The sequence below is a fragment of the Streptomyces sp. SID13031 genome, assembly GCF_010548305.1.
GTDB lineage: Bacteria > Actinomycetota > Actinomycetes > Propionibacteriales > Kribbellaceae > Kribbella.
Genome location: NZ_JAAGLV010000030.1, coordinates 1 through 19,652 on the forward strand (window position 1 = coordinate 1; position 19,652 = coordinate 19,652).

General features: G+C 67.7%; 22 protein-coding genes and 2 tRNA genes. 10 read left to right on the forward strand and 14 right to left on the reverse strand.

The features are described from left to right. Positions 1–80: 80 nt before the first annotated feature. The 7 genes from G3I17_RS37395 to G3I17_RS37425 all read right to left on the reverse strand — a co-directional run bounded on the left by G3I17_RS37395 (position 81) and on the right by G3I17_RS37425 (position 5,523). A tRNA-Ala gene (locus tag G3I17_RS37395) sits at positions 81–153 on the reverse strand. Positions 154–336: 183 nt separating this feature from the next. After that, positions 337–1,197, reverse strand: a complete 861-nt coding sequence (locus tag G3I17_RS37400) for a hypothetical protein (protein WP_164603805.1) — start codon at positions 1,195–1,197, stop codon at positions 337–339. A 98-nt stretch (positions 1,198–1,295) separates the two neighbouring features. Beyond that, the gene (locus tag G3I17_RS37405) at positions 1,296–1,913 is read right to left on the reverse strand and encodes a GNAT family protein (protein ID WP_164603807.1); all 618 of its coding nucleotides are present in this window, start codon (positions 1,911–1,913) and stop codon (positions 1,296–1,298) included. Then, a complete protein-coding gene (locus tag G3I17_RS37410; protein WP_203591298.1) occupies positions 1,913–2,413 on the reverse strand; it encodes a MogA/MoaB family molybdenum cofactor biosynthesis protein in 501 nt (166 codons plus the stop codon). Before G3I17_RS37410 ends, G3I17_RS37405 begins: the two co-directional genes overlap by 1 nt. After that, positions 2,398–2,880: a cyclic pyranopterin monophosphate synthase MoaC gene (gene moaC / locus G3I17_RS37415; RefSeq protein ID WP_164603810.1), complete on the reverse strand. Its 483-nt coding sequence runs from the start codon at positions 2,878–2,880 to the stop codon at positions 2,398–2,400. The genes G3I17_RS37410 and moaC overlap by 16 nt, the downstream gene beginning before the upstream one ends. Beyond that, positions 2,877–4,103 (reverse strand): gephyrin-like molybdotransferase Glp, encoded by a 1,227-nt coding sequence (glp, locus tag G3I17_RS37420; protein WP_164603813.1) that lies wholly within the window; start codon positions 4,101–4,103, stop codon positions 2,877–2,879. Before glp ends, moaC begins: the two co-directional genes overlap by 4 nt. A gap of 52 nt (positions 4,104–4,155) precedes the next feature. Beyond that, the gene (locus G3I17_RS37425) at positions 4,156–5,523 is read right to left on the reverse strand and encodes an alpha/beta hydrolase (RefSeq protein WP_164603815.1); all 1,368 of its coding nucleotides are present in this window, start codon (positions 5,521–5,523) and stop codon (positions 4,156–4,158) included. A gap of 164 nt (positions 5,524–5,687) precedes the next feature. Between G3I17_RS37425 and G3I17_RS37430 the strand changes: the two genes are divergently transcribed. Beyond that, complete coding sequence (locus G3I17_RS37430) at positions 5,688–6,716, forward strand: helix-turn-helix domain-containing protein (RefSeq protein WP_203591293.1); 1,029 nt, start codon at positions 5,688–5,690, stop codon at positions 6,714–6,716. Here G3I17_RS37430 and G3I17_RS37435 read toward each other — a convergent pair. Together G3I17_RS37435 and G3I17_RS37440 are read right to left on the reverse strand one after the other, a co-directional pair. Next, positions 6,676–7,146: a GNAT family N-acetyltransferase gene (locus tag G3I17_RS37435; protein ID WP_164603819.1), complete on the reverse strand. Its 471-nt coding sequence runs from the start codon at positions 7,144–7,146 to the stop codon at positions 6,676–6,678. The genes G3I17_RS37430 and G3I17_RS37435 overlap by 41 nt on opposite strands. After that, entirely contained in the window at positions 7,139–8,527 is a 1,389-nt protein-coding gene (locus G3I17_RS37440; RefSeq protein ID WP_164603821.1) for a UTP--glucose-1-phosphate uridylyltransferase, read from the reverse strand. The genes G3I17_RS37435 and G3I17_RS37440 overlap by 8 nt, the downstream gene beginning before the upstream one ends. A 70-nt stretch (positions 8,528–8,597) precedes the next feature. On the opposite strand from G3I17_RS37440, the gene G3I17_RS37445 reads away from it, so the two are divergent. Then, positions 8,598–9,158: a 5-formyltetrahydrofolate cyclo-ligase gene (locus tag G3I17_RS37445; RefSeq protein ID WP_164603823.1), complete on the forward strand. Its 561-nt coding sequence runs from the start codon at positions 8,598–8,600 to the stop codon at positions 9,156–9,158. A gap of 28 nt (positions 9,159–9,186) precedes the next feature. Here the strand turns inward: G3I17_RS37445 and G3I17_RS37450 are convergent, their stop codons facing one another. Further along, the gene (locus G3I17_RS37450) at positions 9,187–11,733 is read right to left on the reverse strand and encodes a penicillin acylase family protein (protein WP_164603825.1); all 2,547 of its coding nucleotides are present in this window, start codon (positions 11,731–11,733) and stop codon (positions 9,187–9,189) included. 298 nt (positions 11,734–12,031) lie between these two features. Here G3I17_RS37450 and G3I17_RS37455 point away from each other — a divergent pair, with 298 nt between their 5' ends. The 3 genes from G3I17_RS37455 to mscL all read left to right on the forward strand — a co-directional run bounded on the left by G3I17_RS37455 (position 12,032) and on the right by mscL (position 13,717). After that, complete coding sequence (locus tag G3I17_RS37455; protein ID WP_164603827.1) at positions 12,032–12,433, forward strand: FmdB family zinc ribbon protein; 402 nt, start codon at positions 12,032–12,034, stop codon at positions 12,431–12,433. A gap of 76 nt (positions 12,434–12,509) precedes the next feature. After that, complete coding sequence (locus G3I17_RS37460; RefSeq protein ID WP_164603829.1) at positions 12,510–13,133, forward strand: SAF domain-containing protein; 624 nt, start codon at positions 12,510–12,512, stop codon at positions 13,131–13,133. 182 nt (positions 13,134–13,315) lie between these two features. Then, a complete protein-coding gene (mscL, locus tag G3I17_RS37465; RefSeq protein WP_164603831.1) occupies positions 13,316–13,717 on the forward strand; it encodes a large conductance mechanosensitive channel protein MscL in 402 nt (133 codons plus the stop codon). A gap of 153 nt (positions 13,718–13,870) precedes the next feature. Here the strand turns inward: mscL and G3I17_RS37470 are convergent, their stop codons facing one another. From G3I17_RS37470 to G3I17_RS41915, 3 genes are all read right to left on the reverse strand, one after another. Continuing rightward, entirely contained in the window at positions 13,871–14,359 is a 489-nt protein-coding gene (locus G3I17_RS37470) for a GNAT family N-acetyltransferase (protein ID WP_164603832.1), read from the reverse strand. Between the two features lie 87 nt (positions 14,360–14,446). Next, entirely contained in the window at positions 14,447–15,082 is a 636-nt protein-coding gene (locus G3I17_RS37475) for an alpha/beta hydrolase (RefSeq protein WP_343238548.1), read from the reverse strand. A 7-nt stretch (positions 15,083–15,089) separates the two neighbouring features. After that, a complete protein-coding gene (locus G3I17_RS41915; RefSeq protein WP_275402656.1) occupies positions 15,090–15,224 on the reverse strand; it encodes a hypothetical protein in 135 nt (44 codons plus the stop codon). Positions 15,225–15,441: 217 nt separating this feature from the next. Here G3I17_RS41915 and G3I17_RS37480 point away from each other — a divergent pair, with 217 nt between their 5' ends. The 5 genes from G3I17_RS37480 (at position 15,442) to G3I17_RS37500 (ending at position 18,960) form a co-directional block, all read left to right on the forward strand. Next, positions 15,442–16,062: a hypothetical protein gene (locus G3I17_RS37480; protein ID WP_203591294.1), complete on the forward strand. Its 621-nt coding sequence runs from the start codon at positions 15,442–15,444 to the stop codon at positions 16,060–16,062. A gap of 286 nt (positions 16,063–16,348) precedes the next feature. Beyond that, positions 16,349–16,843 carry a SigE family RNA polymerase sigma factor gene (locus tag G3I17_RS37485; protein ID WP_164603834.1) on the forward strand — a complete coding sequence of 165 codons (495 nt, stop codon included), beginning with the start codon at positions 16,349–16,351 and terminating at the stop codon, positions 16,841–16,843. Beyond that, the gene (locus G3I17_RS37490; protein WP_164603836.1) at positions 16,840–17,463 is read left to right on the forward strand and encodes an META domain-containing protein; all 624 of its coding nucleotides are present in this window, start codon (positions 16,840–16,842) and stop codon (positions 17,461–17,463) included. Before G3I17_RS37485 ends, G3I17_RS37490 begins: the two co-directional genes overlap by 4 nt. Before the next feature lie 173 nt (positions 17,464–17,636). Beyond that, the gene (locus tag G3I17_RS37495) at positions 17,637–18,854 is read left to right on the forward strand and encodes a hypothetical protein (RefSeq protein ID WP_203591295.1); all 1,218 of its coding nucleotides are present in this window, start codon (positions 17,637–17,639) and stop codon (positions 18,852–18,854) included. Positions 18,855–18,887: 33 nt separating this feature from the next. Beyond that, positions 18,888–18,960 (forward strand) — tRNA-Arg (locus G3I17_RS37500). 462 nt (positions 18,961–19,422) lie between these two features. Here G3I17_RS37500 and G3I17_RS37505 read toward each other — a convergent pair. Continuing rightward, positions 19,423–19,620, reverse strand: coding sequence for a hypothetical protein (locus tag G3I17_RS37505; RefSeq protein WP_164603838.1), 198 nt, complete (start codon positions 19,618–19,620; stop codon positions 19,423–19,425). Positions 19,621–19,652: the final 32 nt, after the last annotated feature.

Below are 19,652 nucleotides of genomic sequence, written 5' to 3' on the forward strand. Positions count from 1 at the left end.
AAGCCCTACTGCTGCATTTTGCTGCTGCACTCGACGACAAAGGCCCTCCCCGATTACTCGGAAAGGGCCTCTGACCTGGGTGGAGCTGAGGGGATTCGAACCCCTGGCCTCCTCGTTGCGAACGAGGCGCGCTACCAACTGCGCCACAGCCCCAGGTTGTCGCTGTGTTTCCTTGCGACCGCGAAACTCTAACACGCGATCGGTCGCTGTCTGAAACCGGGATCACCCCGGCCCGGGAAGGGGCTTGCGAGCTGCTCTGGCAGGTAAAAGGACGCAGCCCCGAGGCTGGCTCGGGGCTGCGGTCGAGCGATGGGCAGGCGATAGTCCAGCGGTCGATCAGTCGCCTACGGCGCGGCGGATTTCGGGTTCTTCGATCGGGGCCGGGGCGGGCTCCGGTACGACGGGGGCCGCTTCCGGCTCGGGGTCTGCGGTGCGGGCTGAGGAGAAGACCTCGGGGCCGGACAGGCTGATCGTGCGGACCGTCCGGTCGGGGGCCTTCTCCTTCATCACGTACGTCGGCAGGGTGACGGGCACCGGGTCCCACAGGCCGTCGGTGCGGGGCTCGGGCCTTGACGGCGCGACCTCGGGCTCCGGGGCGACCGGGAGCTTCACCTCGATCGTCAGCTCATGGTCCTGGGCCGCGAGCGATGGTGCTGTCGCGGGGCCGCGATCGTGGTGGGCATCCGCCCGGGCCCGGGCCTCGGCAGCGACCGACGCACGCTCGCGGGCCTGGCGACGGAGTTGCACCCGGGTGAGTACGACGAAGCCGACGATCAGTGTCGCCGGTACTGCGAGAGTCCACCACCCGACCATCTGGAAGCTCGCCAGCGCCGTGACTGTCAACAGTGAAAGGGTCAGGATCGACAGCACCCGCCGGCGGCGCATAGCGGCCACCCGGCGGGCTCGGTTCGGGACGTGCCGCGCAGGCGGCGACGGATCCTCAGTCCCTATCTCAGAAGGCACCGTGTCAGTGCCTGTGTCAGGCGACGCTGTGCCAGGCGAGCCTGGGGGTCGTACGACGTACCGCGAGCGCGCCTGTACGTCCGACTGCCGCGACAGCACGCGGGCAGCCGACGACGAGTACTTCTCCGCCGAGCGGCGCGCGCTCGCCTCGTCGTTGCGCTTCAAAAGCATCGGGACGAGGTATGCGGCCCACGCGGCGACGATCGCCACGTAGATCAGCCCTGTCGTCCCCATGCGACGACGCTAAGACCCCGGGCGGGTCAGGTCCGGTACGTGAGCCGGTGTGTCGCAAGAAGACTCGTGTGACTGGTGTGAATAAGCACGCAGCGTGATCAGGGCAGACGTGCTACCAGGCCGGGACCGACTTCTTCGGCGTTGAGGGCGAAGATCCGATGGTCGCGCCACTCGCCGTCGATGTGCAGGAAGCGCGGCCGGTCTCCTTCATAGCGGAAGCCGAGCTTCTCCACCACCCGCAGACTCGCCTTGTTCTCGGGGCGGATCGCGACCTCGAGGCGATGCAGCCCGAGGGTGAACCAGCAATGATCGGCAGCGAGAGCAACAGCGGCCGGTACGATCCCACGGCCGGCGTACTGCTCGTCGACCCAGTAGCCGAGGTTCGCCCAACGCGCTGAGCCGTAGGTGATACCCGACACCGTCAACTGGCCGACCAGCGGCCGCTTCGCGCGAGCACCAGCGCCCGCGGCACCGGCGTACGTGATGACAAAGGGCAGCATGCGCCCGTACCGCGCCTGCCGATTCCAGTCGCGTGCCATGGCCCGGAAGGTGCGAGCACCGTCGTCTGCACCGGGCGGCTGCGTCGCATCCCAGCGCCGGAGCCAGCTGATGTTCCGCTGGCGGGCGGCGCTCCACTCGGGGCCGTCAGTGGCCTTGAGGGGTCTGAGCCCTACCTGCCCGTGCTGGAGTTCCACGGGCCAGTGCACGACGGCCATCAGTCCTGGTCCGTCCGAGGGTGGTCTCCACCGCGTACCTGGTCGACCGCATGCCGCAGTAGTGGCTCCAGCACCGTCAGGCCGTCCTTGACGCCACCACGCGAGCCCGGCAGGTTCACGATCACGGTCTTGCCGGCCAGCCCGGCCAGTCCTCGCGACAGCGCCGCAGTAGGCACGCCCTGCGCTATTCCATAAGCACGGATGGCCTCGGCGATACCTGGGATCTCTGTCTCCAGTACTGCGCGCGTCCGCTCGGGCGTCTCGTCCGTAGGAGAGATGCCCGTGCCACCAGTCGTCACTACGACCTCGTACGCCGCAGCGACCGCCTTCACCAGCGCCTCACCGACAGGAGCCCCATCGGGCACGACCTGCGGCCCGTCGACGGTGAAACCCCAGCTAGCGAGTCGCTCAGCGATCAGTGGTCCAGTGGTGTCCTCGTAGACGCCAGCGGCGGCGCGGTTCGAGATGCTGACGACCAGAGCCCTCACGGCCGCTCCCAGTGCCCGGTCTTGCCGCCCTCTTTCAGCTCCACCCGCACGTCGGACAGCACAGCCGCCGGATCGAGTGCCTTCACCATGTCGATGAGGGCGAGCCCAGCCACCGCGACGGCGGTCAGGGCCTCCATCTCCACCCCGGTCCGGTCAGTGGTCTTGACGGTGGCAACGATCAGTACTGCGTCGTCCACCACCTCCAGGTCGACCTTGGCACCGGTGATGGCGATCGGGTGGCACAGCGGCACGAGGTCGGGCGTCCGCTTCGCGCCCATGATCCCGGCGATCCGGGCGACCGCCAGCGCATCACCCTTCGGTACGCCGTCGCCGCGGAGCGCCGCGACAACCTCGGCCGACACGAAGACCTTGCCAGAGGCAACGGCCCGCCGGGCGCCGGCCGACTTGTCCGAGACGTCGACCATCCGGGCGGCACCGGAGGCGTCCACGTGGGTCAGCCCCCCGGCAGGTTCCGTCATCCGGTCTCCTCGTCCAGCAGCCAGAGCTCCGCTTGGTCGCCGGCCCGGACGGCGGTGACGTCCTCGGGCACCACGATCAGCGCGTTCGAGCGGCTCAACCCACCCAGCAGGTGCGAGCCGTGGCCGCCGACTGTACTGGCCATCCAGCCCTCATCGCCGGAGGTGGCCGCTGCCCGGACGAACTGCCGCCGCCCGGCCGGGGACGAGAACCCGTCCAGTACGACGCCACGGACCGTCGAGCGGCGGTACGGCATCACACCCATCAGCTTGCGCAGCGCGGGCCGGACGAACACCTCGAACGACACGTACGCCGACACCGGGTTGCCCGGCAGCGTGAAGATCGGCACCTCGTCATCACCCATCACGCCGAAGCCCTGCGGCTTGCCCGGCTGCATGGCGACCTCGGGGAAGTCGATGGTGCCGAGCTTGGTCAGCACCTCCTTGACCACGTCGTACACACCCTTGCTGACGCCGCCTGAGGTGATCACCAGGTCAGCACGGACCAGCTGGTCCGACAGGGTGTCCATGATCTTCTTCGGGTCGTCGTCGACGATCCCCACGCGGTAGACGATCGCACCGGCTTGCCTGGCGGCCGCTGCAAGCGTGTAGCTGTTGGAGTCGTAGATCTGCCCGTCCCCCAGCCGCGTGCCTGGCTCGCGGAGCTCGGCGCCAGTGGAGACGACTACTACTCGCGGCCGCGGGCGGACAGTCACACGGGCGCGGCCGACTGCGGCTAGTACGGCGATCTGGCGCGGCCCGAGCACGGTGTCGCGGTCCATCACCTTGTCGCCGGCCTCCAGGTCCTCGCCAGCACGGCGTACAGAGGCTCCTAGCGCCGGCTCCTGCGCGATCCGGACGGTGGCGGTTCCCCCGTCGGTCCACTCGACCGGTACGACGCTGTCGGCGCCGCGGGGCATCGGTGCGCCCGTCATGATCCGCACACAGGTCCCTGGAGTCACCACGATCGGCCCACTCCGCCCGGCGGCGATCTCGCCGACCACAGGCAGGGCAATCGGGTTCTCCTGCGAGGCACCGGCCAGGTCGGCGGCCTGCACTGCGTACCCGTCCATGGCGGAGTTGTCGAAACCAGGGAGGCTCACTGGCGAGACAACGTCCTCACAGAGCACCAGCCCGAGCGCCTCCATCAGCGGCTGCTCGAACGGCGGCAGCGGCCTCACTCTGCCGAGTACTGCTTCTAAATGCTCGTCAACGCTCCGTCTCACGCAGGCGACTCTAGTCGCTTGGCGCAGCCGTCCTGGACGACGCACAGGTTCGTCAGTGCAGGAGGAACTCCGCGACGGTCTGCCGAACAGTGCCCGCTCCGTTGACCTGCAGCGAATGACCACCGTCCGGTACTACGACCAGCCGCGACCCCGGGATGTCCCGTTGAGCCTCACGCGCCCAGACCAGTGGCGTACCGAGATCGCGCTCGCCGTGCAGCAGCAGAGCGTTGACACCGCACAGTGACAGCCCGCGGACCTCGGGGTCCTTCACCTTGGGCCAGTTCTCGCACATCACCATCTCGCCGTTCCCCCGCGCCGCTGCGGCGTTGTAGGGCCACAGCTGCTCGGGAGACATCCTGCTGACGGCCAGATCGGCCTTGCGGGCCCTGCTGTGCTCAGCTGACTGGGCACCACCCCACGGGAAGTCCAGATCGAGGCAGAGGGTCGCCGCCTGGATTCCCTGGCTGTACTGCGATGCCGGCGCGCCGCTGAACTGGTCGACCAGCGCAAAGAGGTCGCGCAGCCGGGTGTTGTCGCCGCCAGCCGCCGCATGTAGTGCCTCAGGGGTGAACAGGAAGCGGGCCGGGTCGACGTAGCTCACCATCGTGACAGCCTCAAGCAGCTTCGGTCCCAGGGCGGGGTCTTGTCGCACTACTGAGGCCAGGTCCGCGGCCGGGTCGCCGGGGCAGTTGCGGCCGGGGGCGGCGCAGACGTCGCGTAGTACTCGCGCGTGGTCGCCGAAGGTCTCCACCAGCTCTCCTCGGAAGGAGCCAACCGGTACTACTGAGTCGAGCACGAGGTGGGTGACTCTGGCCCGGTGCGCGGCGGCGTACCGCTGGGCTGTGTAGGTGCCGTAGGAGACGCCGTTGACCGCCCACTGGTCGACCTTGAGTGCTCGCCGCAGGTCCTCGAAGTCGGCGACCGAGTCGGTCGTCGCGTAGTGCTCACGGTCGGCGCCGAGCGTCGCTGCGCACGCCAATACTGCGGCTCGGCTCGGTACGCGGAGATCGTTGCCGCCGCGCTCGTCCTGCAGCTCAGGGCAATTCAGCGCGTTGGCACCGGTTCCCCGTTGGTCGAGCATCACGATGCGGTAGTCGTTCTTGATCCCCTCGAACGCCCGCAGCACTCGCGGCGCCAGAATCGGGCCTGGCTGGCCAGGTCCTCCGGTGAGCATCAGCATCGTGCGCTGCGCCTGCGGATTGCCTGCCACGAGCACCGGCAGGTCAAGAGTCCTACTCCGGCGGTCAGCTCGATCCAGCCTGACTGTCAAGTCCCCGCACAGATAGGCGGTCAGCTCAGGCTGCACACACGGGCTCAGCCCGGTCCACCCCGGACCACTGGCCTGGGCTGTACTTCCGCCGAGCAGGCCGGCGATCAGCGTCGCCGCCGTCAGCAGGATGGATGTGCGGTGTCGGCGCATCGTTGGGCTCCAAACCGGTCGGCGCTGTTGGCACACCTCACCCCGCCTGCGGCTCCGACCGCCATCTATTCGAGACTTTCGAACTCTCCCGGCCGACCCCACCACGAGCGATGATGTAGCGCGGGAGGACTGAGATGATCCGGCTCGGCCTTAACGACCACCAGTTGTCCACATTGCGTTTCACGGTGTCACCGCTGATGCAGCTCATCCACGCCGTGCTGTGGATCCAGCAGCGCCCACACCTGCCACCGACGTGGCTGCCACAGCGCTGGTCGCGGGTCTCACCAGCGAGCCGCACGCTGCTCCTCGACCTGATCGACCCTGCGACTCACTCCATCCCGGACTTCCTCCTTCCACTCACCGACCGGTACCGCCCGACTATCGAGACCGAACTGGCGGTCATCGCCGCCACCCCGCTCAACGACCTCCGTGCGCATCTACGCCTCACCTACCGCCTAGGCCCGGTCGACGAAGCGTTCGCAGGCCACCTGGGCGTAGTACCGGCTGTAGCGGACAGTTGGCGCAAGGAGCCGACAGAGCTTGTCGAAGCGGCTTGGGCAGGCCAGTGCGATCCGTTGCTGGATGCCGTCCAGCAAGCTCTGGCAGAAGCGTGGCAGGTGCTTCTAGCGCCAACCTGGCCGGTGATCCGAGCAGTGACCGAGACCGACGTCATGTACCGCCTGCATCTCGTGAAGACGGCCGGAATGTCCTCTGCGGCCCTCGAACTCGTCGACGGTGAGGCGTGGGACGGCCAGGCCGCACAGCTCGATTCCCCGCTCGAACTCGATCTGACCCGCTTGCGCCATCGCATCGTGCTGGCACCCGCGGTACTACTCGACCGTGGCCGGGCTGTCATCGTCTCCGGCGACGATCTGGTGGTCGGCTACCCCTGCCGCGGCCGCGCTGTCGTCGTCGGCCCCCACTCAACGGGCGACTCTCCCGAGGAGACCACGTCCGAAGGGCTAGGCACTCGCCACCGACTGATCGCCGCCCTGGAGATCCCCCAACCGGGCCACAGCCTGGCCGCCCGTCTCGGCCTGTCCAAAGCGACCGTGTCCTACCACCTAGGACGACTACACAGCAGCGGCCTGGTAGAGCGCCGCCGTCTCGGCCGCGAGGTGTACTACGCCAGGACCCCCGCCGCTGACCGGCTCACGCCGTCGCTTCGGGATGTGCGCCCCACACCATCCTGATGTCAGGCACCCGCTCCTCGTTGTCCGCGCCGTCGGTACGCCGTACCTCCGTGAACCCGTGCCGGCGGTAGAACTCCTGGGCCTGGGTGTTGCTCTGGAAAGTCCACAACGCGAGTCCACCGGGCCGCAGGTCCTTGGCCAGGTCGACCAGCGTCGAGCCGACTCCCTGGCCGGCCAGCTCCGGCTCGACGTACAGCTGGTCGAGGTCGTCACCGTCCAGCGTGAGTACGGCGACGATCCGCCCGTCGTCCATCGCTACCCAGGTCTGCCCGTCCGGTAGCAGCACCTCGGCGAACCAGCCGCGCACCTGTTCTTCAGAGTGGATCGCCGGTGGCAACTGCGAACCCTCAACATGCCGGGAGCGCCACCAAACCGCTGCGGCCTCGTCCGTGTCGTACGGCTCCAACGGCCGGATCCAGACATCATCCACGGAGCTCGGTCCCGTCGGGGATCTCCCGCCGTTCACCGGCGGGCGCCTCGACCTCGACCTCGCCGACCACCACCACATCCTTGCCGAAGGCAACATCGCCGCGGACCTCGAGCCGGTCGGCCCGGAGCAGCGACGGCGGTCCGGCCGGGAAGTGCTTCTCGAAGTCGGCCAGGATCCTGAAATGCTCCGGGTCGAGGTCGACGTACGGTTCGTCGCCCTCGTGGTTCGTGGTCAGGTCGCCCGAAGCGCTCAGGTCGTACACGTCGGAGCGCAGGACGAGCAGGTCGTTGGTCGTCTTCACCGGCTTGAACCGGCTCCGGTCGACGATCACGGCCTGCGAGCCCTCGAAGGTCTCGATCGCCGTCCCCATCGCCGTCTCCAGCTGGATCACCTTCGGCGAGGACGAGTCGGCCGGGTCGACGGTCTTGCGGTTGACGATGATCGGCAGCCCGAGCACGCCGTCGTGGCCGTCCATCAGCTCGGCGAGCCGGTCGAGATCGATCCACAGGTTGTTCGTGTTGAACGTCTTGTGCCGGGCGACGTCCTGGAAGAACTTGTCGTCGTCGGCGTGCACCTGAGCGCTGTCCCGCAGGATCAGCCGGCCGTCGGCCTTGCGGACGGCGACGTGGCCGCCCTTGCGGTCCGACCTGGTCCGGCGGCAGACCTCCATCCCGAACGGGACGTCGTGCTCGGCCATCCAGGCGGCGATCCGGCCGTCCGGGGTGGCGCCGAGGTTGTCCGCGTTGGAGATGAACGCGTGCCGGAAACCCTTCTCGCGCAGCGCGTCGAGGGTGCCGGACGCGACCAGCGCGGTGAACAGGTCACCATGGCCGGGCGGGCACCAGGCGAGCTCCGGGTCCTCGGGCCACTCGGCCGGAGTGAGGTCGCCGGCGAGGAGCTTCGGCTCCATGTTCTGCTGGAAGTCGAGCGGGATCCCGTCCACCGGCAGGTCGGAGTACTCGCCGAGGATCGCCAGCGACTCCTTCTTGGTGCGGAAGGAGTTCATCAACACGAGCGGCAGCGGTACGTCGTACGCCCTGCGGGTGGCCAGGATCTGCCGGGCGATGATGTCGAGGAAGCTCAGCCCGTCCTTGACCGGCAGCGCCGACTTCGGCCCGGTGACACCCATCGACGTCCCGAGGCCGCCGTTGAGCTTGATCACCACGGTCTCGGCGAGGGCCGCCCGCCGCGACTCCTGGTCGGCGTCGAGGTGTTCCAGATGGGGCAGCTCACCCACCGGCTCGATGTCGTCCTCGCGGATCGTGCCCTGCTGCCCCGACTCGAGCAACCGGTAGTAGTGCGAGAAGACTTTGATGGCGACGTCGGCGGCGCCGGCCGCGCGCATCTTGTCCTGTGCTTGTTGAAGACCTGCCTCACTCATGACCCAACACTAGGGTAGGTCCCATCACCGCGACGTTAGCTGCGTCACTATGCGTCTCTAGGATCACGCTGTGTTCTATTCCAAGGCGGCATTGCGTTCGCAGCTGTTGGCCGCCCGGCAAGCCTCGACCGCTTTGTCCGGACCTGGGTTGCTCGCGGTGGCCCGCGAGCAGGTCGAGGTGGTCACGGCGCGGACGATCGCGGTCTACGTCTCGATGGGCAGGGAACCGCAGACCGGCCCGCTGATCGACTGGCTGCTGGCCTCCGGCCGCGAGGTGCTCCTGCCGGTCCTGTACGCCGACAACGACCTCGGCTGGGGTATCGCGCCAGGCGCGGCCGACCTGGTTCCGGGGCGGCTCGGCCTGTCGGAGCCGCCCGTGGATCTCGGCGCGGACGCGATCGCCGACGCGGAACTGGTGATCTGCCCCGCGCTCGCGGTCGACCTGCACGGAGTACGACTGGGTCGTGGAGGTGGTTCGTACGATCGGGCGCTCGCCCGCGTCTCCCCCGGTACGCCGACCTGGGCCGTCGTCCACGACTCCGAGATCCTCGACTCGATCCCGGCCGATCCGCACGACCAGCCGGTCAGCGCAGCCCTCACCCCGACCCGACTGGTCCAGCTCGGCGGCTGAGGTTCTTGCTTGCACTCCCCCGATTCGGTTAGTTCTCGGGTTTGGTGAAGGTCTGGGTGTGTTCGCGCTTCGCCTCGACCGCGCCCCGGGTGAAGGCCCAGGGCAGCGTCTCGCCGCGCGCCCACAGCTCGGTCTGGTCGGTGTAGTTCGAGCTGAACGCGTGCCCGGAGATCCCGGTCAGGTTGATCCAGCGCGACTTGTCGAAGTCGGACAGGTCGACCACCATCCGCATCGACGGCGCCGACGTCACCGTGTAGTCCTCCGCCGCGTTCCACGAGGTCGCGTCGACCAGCGACGATCCACCGCCCAGCTCGTACGGGCCGCGGTTGAACAGCTTGTCCACCGCGCCGATCCCGGACTTGCCCAGCGTCTGGTTGGTCAGCGTCAGCTTGTGCAGCCGGCCCCACTGCCAGTTCGAGGGCTCGCGGGCCATCTTGGTGGTGATCTCGGACCGGGCGTTGACCAGCGCCTCGCGCAGGATGTCGTCGCGGCTCTCCCGCTGGGTGGTGTTCAGGTTGTCCCACCAGGTGCTGTTCGGCTGCATGATCAACTTGCGCATCACCTCGAACCAGCGTGATCCACCGTCCGGCCAGGCGCTCTCCGGCAGCTGGTCCCGGAAAGTGAGCTCCAGCAGGTTGCGCCAGACGACGTTGAAGTACGCCGCCGGGGCCGAATCGGCCGGCTGGGTGAAGTCCCAGTTGCGCAGCGTGTCCTGGCCCTGCCGGTCGAACTCGTCGTTGATCTGGACCTGCAGCAGGTACGGGACGAGCACCTCGGCGTTGCGGTTCTTGGTGTCGAGCTGGATCGAGGCCATCGCGTTGGCGTCCAGCTTGCCCGCGGCGCGGATCCGGTCGAGGATCTGCTGCGACCGGTAGCCGTAGTCCCAGTCGTCGGTCAGGTGGTACGGATAGGTCTCCGGTACGACCGCCTGGTTCGCCGTCACGATCACGCCGTCGTCGGGGTCGGCCTCGGTCGGCATCGCCTCGAACGGAACGTAGCCCGTCCAGCGGTACCGCGCGTCCCAGCCCGGTACCGGCCAGTCGCCGTCGCCGACGTTGCGGATCGGGACGCGACCGGGGGCCTGGTAGCCGATGTGGCCCTCGCGGTCGGCGTAGACGAGGTTCTGCGAGGGGACCTCGAACAGCGACGCGGCCGCGCGGAACTCCTTCCAGTTCTGCGCCCGGTTGATCGCGAACAGCGCGTCGGCGGTCCGGCCCGGGGTCAGCGCGGTCCATTGGAGGGCGACGCCGTACGCCTCGGTGCTCTTCAGCCGAGTCGCCGCCAGCTCGCCGGTCTCGCGCTCGTCGTCGCCGACGTCGGAGATGATCGGGCCGTGCCGGGACTCCCGGACGGTGATCTTCTCCTCGTTGTCCTGACCGGCGACCTTGAACGTCTCCTCGCGCTTGGACAGCGCACGGACCTTGTTGTCGTAGACGACGGCGTCCGGACCGCTGAACTTCTCCAGGTACAGGTCCATCACGTCCGGGTTGAGGTTGGTGAAACCCCAGGAGATCGAGCCGTTGTGGCCGATCACCACGCCGGGCAGACCGGAGAAGCTGAACCCGGACACGTCGTACGGGCAGTTGGTGCCGACGTTGTTGCAGTGCAGGCCGACCTGGGTCCAGACGCCCGGCATGGTCGCACCCAGGTGCGGATCGTTGGCCAGCAGCGGCTTACCGGTGGTCGTGTGATCGCCCGAGACGACCCACGCGTTCGAGCCGATGCCGTCACCGCGGCCGAGCAGCTCGGGCAGGCCCTTGGCCACCTTGTCGACGGTGTCGAGCGACTTGAGCAGATCCTTGGTCAGCATGCCCCGGCGCGCTTCCTCGTCGACCGGTGTGGCAGTGGTGAACGTGCCGCCCTTGGTCACCGCAGCGGTCGCGATGATCGGCTCGTTGCGGTCGTACGGGTAGTCCGGGTAGAGGCTCTCGATGTTGGAGACCGGGTACTTCGCGGCGAGCTTGGTGCGGGTGATCTCGTCGTCCATGTTGCCGCCGAGGTCCCACGCCATCGCCTTCAGCCAGGCCAGCGAGTCGGCCGCGGTCCACGGCTCGGGGCGATAGTCCGAGCCACCCAGGTCCTTCAGCGACAGTACGGCGTACTCGAGGCTGAGGCCGGAGCCGGCGTGCGTGCTCAGGTAGGCATTGACGCCGCGGGCGTAGTCCTCCAGGTACTGCCGAGTGCTCGGCGTGAGGAGCCCGAGCTCCTGCTCCGCGACCCGGCGCCAGCCGAGCGTGCGGACGAACTTGTCCGTCTCCAGCGCATCCTTGCCGAACAGCTCGGCCAGCCGGCCGGACGTGACGTGGCGGCGGAAGTCCATCTCGAAGAAGCGGTCCTGGGCGTGCACATAGCCCTGGGCGGCGAACAGATCACCCGGTTTGTCGGCGTAGATCTGTGGGATGCCGTTGCCGTCGCGGACCACCTCCACGTCCGCGTCGAGCCCGGTCAACTCCACCGTCCCGCCGTACCCGGGGATGGAGTGGCGGACGACGAAGACGCCGGTCCCGGCCACCACCAGGAGCAAGGCGGCGAACACGATTCCGGACAGGATGATGACACGCAGCAGGCGACGCACGGACCAAACCTAGAGAATGCGGACGCACACCCCAAATGCCGCTCCCCCCGGCTGTGGACAAACCCTCACGAATTCAGCACCGTCTGCGTTCAATACGCATGATCACCGAGCCCAGGTTCGGTCGGTGACTGTGTTCACTCGGGCACGGAACGTGATCGCCGGGGTGCTTGGGCTTCCTTGCGTGGCACAGAGTGGCCTAGACCGGGCGGCCGCCAGGCTGGAGTTGGAATACTTCGGGCCCGTGACGCATTATTAGCAGTCGTGTAGTAAGAGTGCCAGCGGCCTGAAGGGGAATCACGTGCCGACGTACCAGTACAGGTGCACCGAGTGTGGTAACTCGCTCGAGGTCCGCCAGAGCTTCACCGACGATGCGCTGACGGTCTGCCCGGAGTGCCAGGGCGCCTTGCGCAAGGTGTTCAACGCCGTCGGTGTCGTCTTCAAGGGCTCGGGCTTCTACCGGACCGACAGCCGCGCGTCCAACAGCAGCACGGTGCCGGCGAAGAGCGAGTCTTCGTCCTCGTCGTCTTCTTCGCCGTCGGATTCTTCGTCGTCTTCGAAGTCGGACTCCTCGAACGGGTCCTCGTCGTCGGGCTCGTCTTCCTCGGGATCCGGGTCGTCCGGGTCTGGGTCGTCCGGGTCCTCTGGGTCTGGCTCCGGGTCGTCTGGGTCGTCGTCGAGCAGCAAGTCCAGCGCTGCCTGAATCTTTCCTTCGATCTGGCTGGATTCCCTTGTGGACAACGAGGGAACAGCCCTCGAAGGCTCGTACTTTCTCTGGTATGAGCCGACCTTTTCTCCGTGACCTGCTGAAAGCCGTCCGCCGGCACCGCCGCCTCCTGGCCGGGATGTCCGCGGCGGCAGCCGTGTACTGCGGGATGACCGCCCTTTCCCCACCGGCACCACCGACCGTGGCCGTCTTGGCCGCCGCCCGCGACCTGGCCGGCGGCTCACCGCCGACGGCGCGCGACCTTCGAACCGTGCGACTACCCGCAGCGGTCGTGCCCGTGGGCGCTCTCCAGCCGGGCAGCGACCTCACTCGACGCGTCCTCACCGGGCCAGTGCGCTCCGGCGAGCCACTGACGGACGCCCGCTTCCTGACCCCTGGGGCACTTCCGGCCGGGCAATTCGCCTACCCCGTGCGCATCGACGACGCCGACTTCACCAGCCTCCTCCAGCCCGGCGACCGAATCGACCTGTACGCCGCCACGAGTACACCCGGCGACCCCGCGACCCCTTTGGCGAGCGGGGTGCGGGTGATCGCGTTGCCCACCTCAAGCGCGTCCGCCGCCGGATCCTCGGGTGCCTTGGTCGTGATCGGCGCCGGCCGCGACGTGATCGGCAGAATCGCCCAGGCCGCGGCGAACACCCGCATCAGTTTCGCCCTGACCCCCGACACGAGCTGACCGCCTGCCGCCGAGGCACTGACCGGCTGGCCACTGATCGACTGGTCACTTGTCGGACGGGACTGGCAGCGATCCGTGGTGCTGCGGCGCGGTCCCTCGCCATCCGCCGAGCTGGGTCCTACGTTTTGCGGGTAACCCAGCCGAGGGTCCGTCCGGGCCCCGCATCGTGGAGGCAACGCAAAATGCTCGAGGGCTTCAAGAAATTCCTTATGCGAGGCAACGTCCTCGACCTCGCCATCGCGGTCGTGATCGGCACTGCCTTCGCCACCGTGGTGAAGACCGTCGTCGACAACCTCGTGTCCCCGCTGATCGCAGCGATCGGAGGCTCGAACGTCAACGGCCTGGCGGTCCAACTCAACGACAAGAACGACAAGACGATCATCGACTTCGGTGCCATGATCAACGCCCTTGTGGTGTTCTTCCTGACCGCAGTCGTCGTCTACTTCGTCCTGGTCGTCCCGATGAAGAAGCTCCAGGACCGCCGCGCAGCCAAGCTCGGCACCGCCGAAGCGGAGCCCGAGCCCCTCACCATGGACCAAGAAATCCTCATCGAGATCCGCGACGCCCTCCGAGCCCGCCAGTAACCACAGCCTGTTGCCCCGGTCGGCTGCGTCATCTCCACCAGCAGCCGGCCGGCCTGGCCCCAGCCAGGCAGCCGGCCAACCAATCGAGAGCAGACACCTGCCTTGGTACCAGCCGAGAGCAGACCGCTGCCTTGGTACTGGCACCAGGTTGGGTCAGGGCTGGGGTTGGGTTGGGTATTGGAGCCAGGTGTAGTCGATGGGTTGGGGTTCGTTCCATTCGGCTGCGAGGGCTTCGGGGACTGGCTGGAAGCCTGCTCGGAGGTAGGCGCGGATGGCTGGGGTGTTGTCGGGGCGGACTCGGAGGAAGATGTCGGCGTAGCCCGCGGAGAGGGCCGGAGCTAGTAGAGCTCGAACGAAATCGGTGCCGATGCCCTTGCCTCGCAGGTCGGGCGTGACGATGAGCCGGGCGAGTTCCACTTCGTCCTCTTCGCCGTCGAGCCAGAGTTCGCCGTACGCGATCGGGGTGTCGCCGTCGAAGTACAGGAACGCCTGGATGTCGGCGGAGATCGCACGCCAACTGCTGAGGATGTCCGCGGGGAACGGGTGCTCGTCGCGTCCGGTCAGCAACAAGACCTCTTGGGCCGAGCTCGCCCAGCCCGCCACGGCCGCTGTGTACTCGTCCTCGAAGGACCGTAGCTCCATCAGATTCCCTTCAACACCGACACTGACACCGACCGACATCCTGAGCGGTACCACCCACCGTCGCCACCACACCGAGTCCGACGAGCTTCAGTACGCCGTACTTTCCCCGGCTGGATCGAGGAAGGTGGCCAGTGTCGCGACCAGGTCGTTCTTGTGGGGTGGAAAGTGTGGGGTGGGTGGTTCCGGGCAGCCGGAGAGTTCGCGGCTGCGCGGGATGAGGGTCAGCAAGGCATCGACTGTTTTGCGTTGGTGGGAAGGATTCTCCGGCAGCGACGGGAGCACGGCTACCGGCATGCCCAACCGGGCAAGGTCTTCGTCCCGCACGCCGCGCAGGGTCCCGGCGGCCAGCAATTCGTCAGCCACACCCTCCGACGCACCCCTGGAGATGAGGCCGGCCCGGGCGCGACCGTCCACCACAGGATCAGCGCCAGTTGCCGGCCAGGCCAGGACAAGTCGCTCCACCGAGTGCGGGTACGCGACTGCTAGCAGGGCAGCACCCGAGCAGCCGTTGGAGGCGCCGACCAGCATGACGGGCTCGGCCGGGAGGAGCTTGCGCAGTACGGCGACTTCTTCGGACCAGCTCGCCGGCGTCGGCGGGCGGTCGGGTGCGAGGACGGTGAAGCCGCGCAACTCGAGGCCTGCGACGATTCCCGGGGTACGCCAGAAGCGTTGCGCGTTCATCGGGTCCCACAAACCACCGTGGACCAGGAAAACGGTGCCCACCGGACGGTCAGTGGTGTGGCGGAACCTCGCGCAGGATCCGCTCGTCGTCGTCGCTGCTGTCGTTCTCGCCCCAGCTGCGGGGGTCGTCGTCCCGGGTCTGTTCCGGCAGCAGCGGCTCGTCGTCTTCGTACGGGCTCGTCATGCTTCCAGATTACCGAGCCCCGGGGGCAAACCGGAACGGCCCGCGGATCGCCGCGTTCCGGCCGGCAGAACAGGCCGCACGCGTTACAGGATTGCCACTTTTGCGCCTCGATCCGGCTCGTGACCAGATAGACGCCGTGCCGTGACAGTTCTGCCACGACCAGTGAGATCCTCCTCGACCATGATGGGTGTCCTTGCCCAACCGGAAGGACCGAGTCGTGAGTGCATCAAGGACACGGGGCTTCATCGGGGCGACGCTCGTCGTGACAGTGCTCGGATTTACCGCCGCCTGCGGTAACGAGGACTCCACCGGCGCCGGCGCCCAGCCCAGCCAGACGCCGACCCCCACCGGCACAACGCCCGATCAGCCCACCCCCACACCGAGCGGCACCCCCAGCGGTACTCCGAGCATGGACTGCCCGGAGACGATCACCGCAGTCCGCACCGCAGTCGGCAAGGCCGTCTGGGGCAAGGGGACCGCGAAGTCCCTGTTCCAGCCGGTCAGCGTGACGATCTGCCAGTACGACGCGCAGGCGACCGGCCAGGACTATGCGACCGTCACCACCAAGCGGACCGCCCAGCAGGCGACCGACCTGTTCGCCCTGGTGAACAGCGCCACGCCGGTGGCCAAGAAGCCGAACATGTGCACCAAGGAACTGGGGCCGACCTACGTTCTGCGGTTCACCGACAATGACCGCGGTGTGCTCTCGTACACCGCCGAGGTGTTCGGCTGCCGCCAACTGGTGGCGACCTCCCTCGAAGGAGCGGGCAAGCCCGGCGAGCTCGCCGCACCTCGACAGGTTTCTCCCGAGCTCGTGAAGGCGCTCGGCCTGCGCTGACCCTGCCCCGGGCGAGCCCCCGAAGCCGTCCGGGCCGGGGTCACCCCGCCCGTCTTGCGAGTCACCTCCGGGTTCGACCCGCAAGACGGGTGGCAGGGCCTGCCGATCTCAGCAGCGTCCCGCGCCCGCGCAGCCGCTTTGGCGGCCGTAGTACGGGCTCGGCAGCCTCCCGCGCAGCGTTCTCGCCGCGGTGAGATGGAACTGTGTGTGAATCTCTGCAGCACCCTGGGTAGCACACTGCGTCTAATAGGTGTGAGGTGTTGTACGCCCAGTTGGGGAGTTGCGAGTGGAGTTCGAGGAGTACGCGTCCGCGCGCGGGCAGGAACTGGTGCGCCTCGGTTTCACCGTCTCAGGCGACTACCAACGGGCGGAGGATCTGGCCCAGATCGCGCTGATGCAGGCGTTCCGGTCCTGGCGCAAGGTGCAGCGGGCCGACGACCCGCATCACTATGTGCGCCGGATCCTGATCAATTCCTACCTGTCGATGACGCGTCGCCGGTCCTTCACCGAGGCCCCGGCGGCCGACCTCGACACCGATCGCACGGTGCCGGATCCGGCCACGGACATCGTGAACTCCGACGACCTCTGGCGAGCCCTCGCCACGCTGTCGGCCCGGGAAAGGGTCGTCCTGGTGCTGCGCTACTACCAGGACATGGACGACCGGACGATCGCCGACCTGCTCGGCATCAAACCGTCCTCGGTGCGCGCGACCGCGAGTAGAGCCCTCGCCGCGCTCCGCAGGACGAGGCAGTCCCACCGTGTTGATGAGAGGTTGTCGTGAGCAAGACAGAGCTAGAGGCAGTGTTAGAACTAGAGGACGGCCTACGCGCCACCTTCGAGCGCGCCGCGGCTTCTGTACCGCCGACCGCCGACCTGGCCGACCGGGCCACCACAGGCGTGCAACAGGCACAACGCCGTACGTGGCTGGTCTCCGGCGCTGCGGCTGCCGCGGTGGCCGTGATCGCCGCCGTCGGCTTCAGCCTGCACGGCGCCTCACCGTCGACGCCACAACCGGCTGCGGGCAATAACCCTGCGTCTACTGTCGCGACGGCCGAGGCTCGCGCGGCCACGGCGCAAACAGTGGTCGGGAGCTGGCGTCCGGTGCGGCTCAGCGGCTTCACCACGCTCAAGACGGCGCGCCCGGACGATCCGATCATCACCTTCAATGCCGACGGCACCTGGATCGGCTCCGACGGCTGCAACGGCCTGAGCGGCACCTACTCGATCGGCCAGCGCGGCGAGTTCACCAGCAAGTCGAACGGCCAGCGCGAGGCCGGCTGCGAAAACGTCCCGCACACCGCGGTACTGGCGGCCGCCAAGCGGATCACAAGCACCAAGACAGACCTGACCTTCTACGCCGGCGACGGGCGAGAAGTTGCGAGATACGCTCGCGCACGGTAGTCAAATTTGCTTGCGGACGGTGATCGGCTATTGACTATGAGCAGTCCCTAACCGGACGATTCACGGAGGCCGTCCACCGATTGGGGAGCTCAGTGCGACTCTCAGCTACCGTTCCGCTGCTCGCTCTTAGCTCAGTGTCACTGGTTGCCGCATCACTGTCAGCGTTGCCGTCGATGGCTGCACCGACGGCTGTGACAAAGGTCACGGTCTGCAATCACGCGGACCCGACGACGACGTCCTCGGACGCCACGCGACTGTCCCAACCCGTCTCGTCGAAGGACTCCCGGCCACTCGGCCAGGCGATCGGCGAGGGCGTGACGACCGCAGTACGGACGATCGAGGCGCTCGATGCGACCGGGCGGCCGACGTCGGGTCTTCCGTACGGACTGAGCCAGGGCATCGTCGGCGTACTGGGGTCGCCGCAGACCGGCTACAAGGTCGTCGTCGACGACTCGGTGGTCGACGAGAAGAAGTACCAGGCCGCCGTCTCCAAGAACGTTCCGGCCGCGGGCCTGAAGATGCTCGGCCTCGAGCGCAGCTGCCGCTCCGCGCGTTCCATCGCGGACGCCTGGAACCGGGTCGGCGCGCGCTCATGGACCGACGCCGCCAAGACGACCTACAGCGCTGATCTGGACCCGGCTTCCGAAGACGTCGTCGTCGAGTACGACAAGGCGACCACCTCGGACGCCTCGGTCGAGGCGCTGGAGTCGCTGGACGGCGTACGGGCGTCGGCGGGCAGTCTGCAGCGGACGTCACGGGTGAACGACACCCCGACCGGCGGCCACTGGGGTGGCGCAATGATCAAGTCTGCGTCCAAGTACTGCACGGCCGGCTTCTCCGTCGTCAGGCGGTCGGACGGCAGGCGCGGCGCGGTGACCGCCGGCCACTGCGGCGGCGTCGGCACAGTCTGGAATTCAGGCACGAACTACTACGGCACCACGACAGGCCGCACCAACTACCCCGACTACGACCAGTCGCTGCTGACCGGCAGCTCGTACGGCTCGAAGATCTGGACCGATGGCCCCGGCGACTCGCTGGACACCCGTACCGTCAAGGCCGCCGGCGACCCGTCGCTCGGCTCGTTCATCTGCCAGTCCGGCTACAAAAGCCTCTCGATGTGCGGCCTGACGGTCAAATCCCTGAGCGCCAAGTACTGCGACACAGACGGCTGCACCACCTACGTCATCCGCGCCACCCGAGGCAACGCAATCGCCATCCGCGGCGGCGACTCCGGCGGCCCCATGTACACCACCTCATCCTCAGGCGGAGCCACCATCCGAGGCCTGGCCTTCGCCGGCGGCGGCTGCACAGCCTCCAACTGCACCACCCTCTACGCCGAGCGCTACGCCTCCATAGCCGGCCACCTAGGCGTCACCGCAATCACCGGCTAACGTCCGCTACGCTTACCCCGGTCCACAACGTGCGCCCCCGTAGCTCAGGGGATAGAGCGTCGGTTTCCTAAACCGTGCGTCGCAGGTTCGAATCCTGCCGGGGGCACAAACGGCCGCTGACCTGGGATAGACAGACTGTTTCCAGGTCAGGGCCGGACTCCCTCGGCTAGTAACCAAGGCCATGCACACACATTTTCGGGTAAGCGGATCGGTCCGCCGAGACCCGAGGAGCACCAGCGCATGAGCACCGTTCCAAGCCGCGCACCGCACCGACCAGCGCGCACTCTGCGAGCCGTCACCGACACTGCGGGCCAGGCATCCACCCGGCGCTGACCTTTTGGCCGAGCCTGTACGACCTACTTGAAGTCCACGGTCATCTCGGGGCGTCCGAAGTCCGCTGGCTCGACCCGGACCCGTTCGAGGATCCTGCCGGCTCCACGGCCGAGACTTCGCAGTGCCACCACCTGCGCGGCGTGATCGTGAAGGCAGGCAGGCGGCCCATCTAGACCGGCGTGGCTGACGTGCCGGTGCCTTGTAGCCCGCGTCAGCCGCGCCTTCCAACCAATGTTCAGCGGCAGTTCTGGTTGTACTCGATGGCCGCGTCGGTCTGCTCCGACGCGACGTTACCGTTGTTGTTGGCTACCAGCAGTAGCGCGGTGCACGCCTCTGGCGTGTATGTGTCGTCCGGCCCGCTGCTGCTGGACCCCCCAAAACAGGAGCCGATGAGCGCGAGCACGCCAACTCCGATGACAATCAATTTCCACATGACGGTTCCCCCCGTTTGATGAGTCCCCCGGT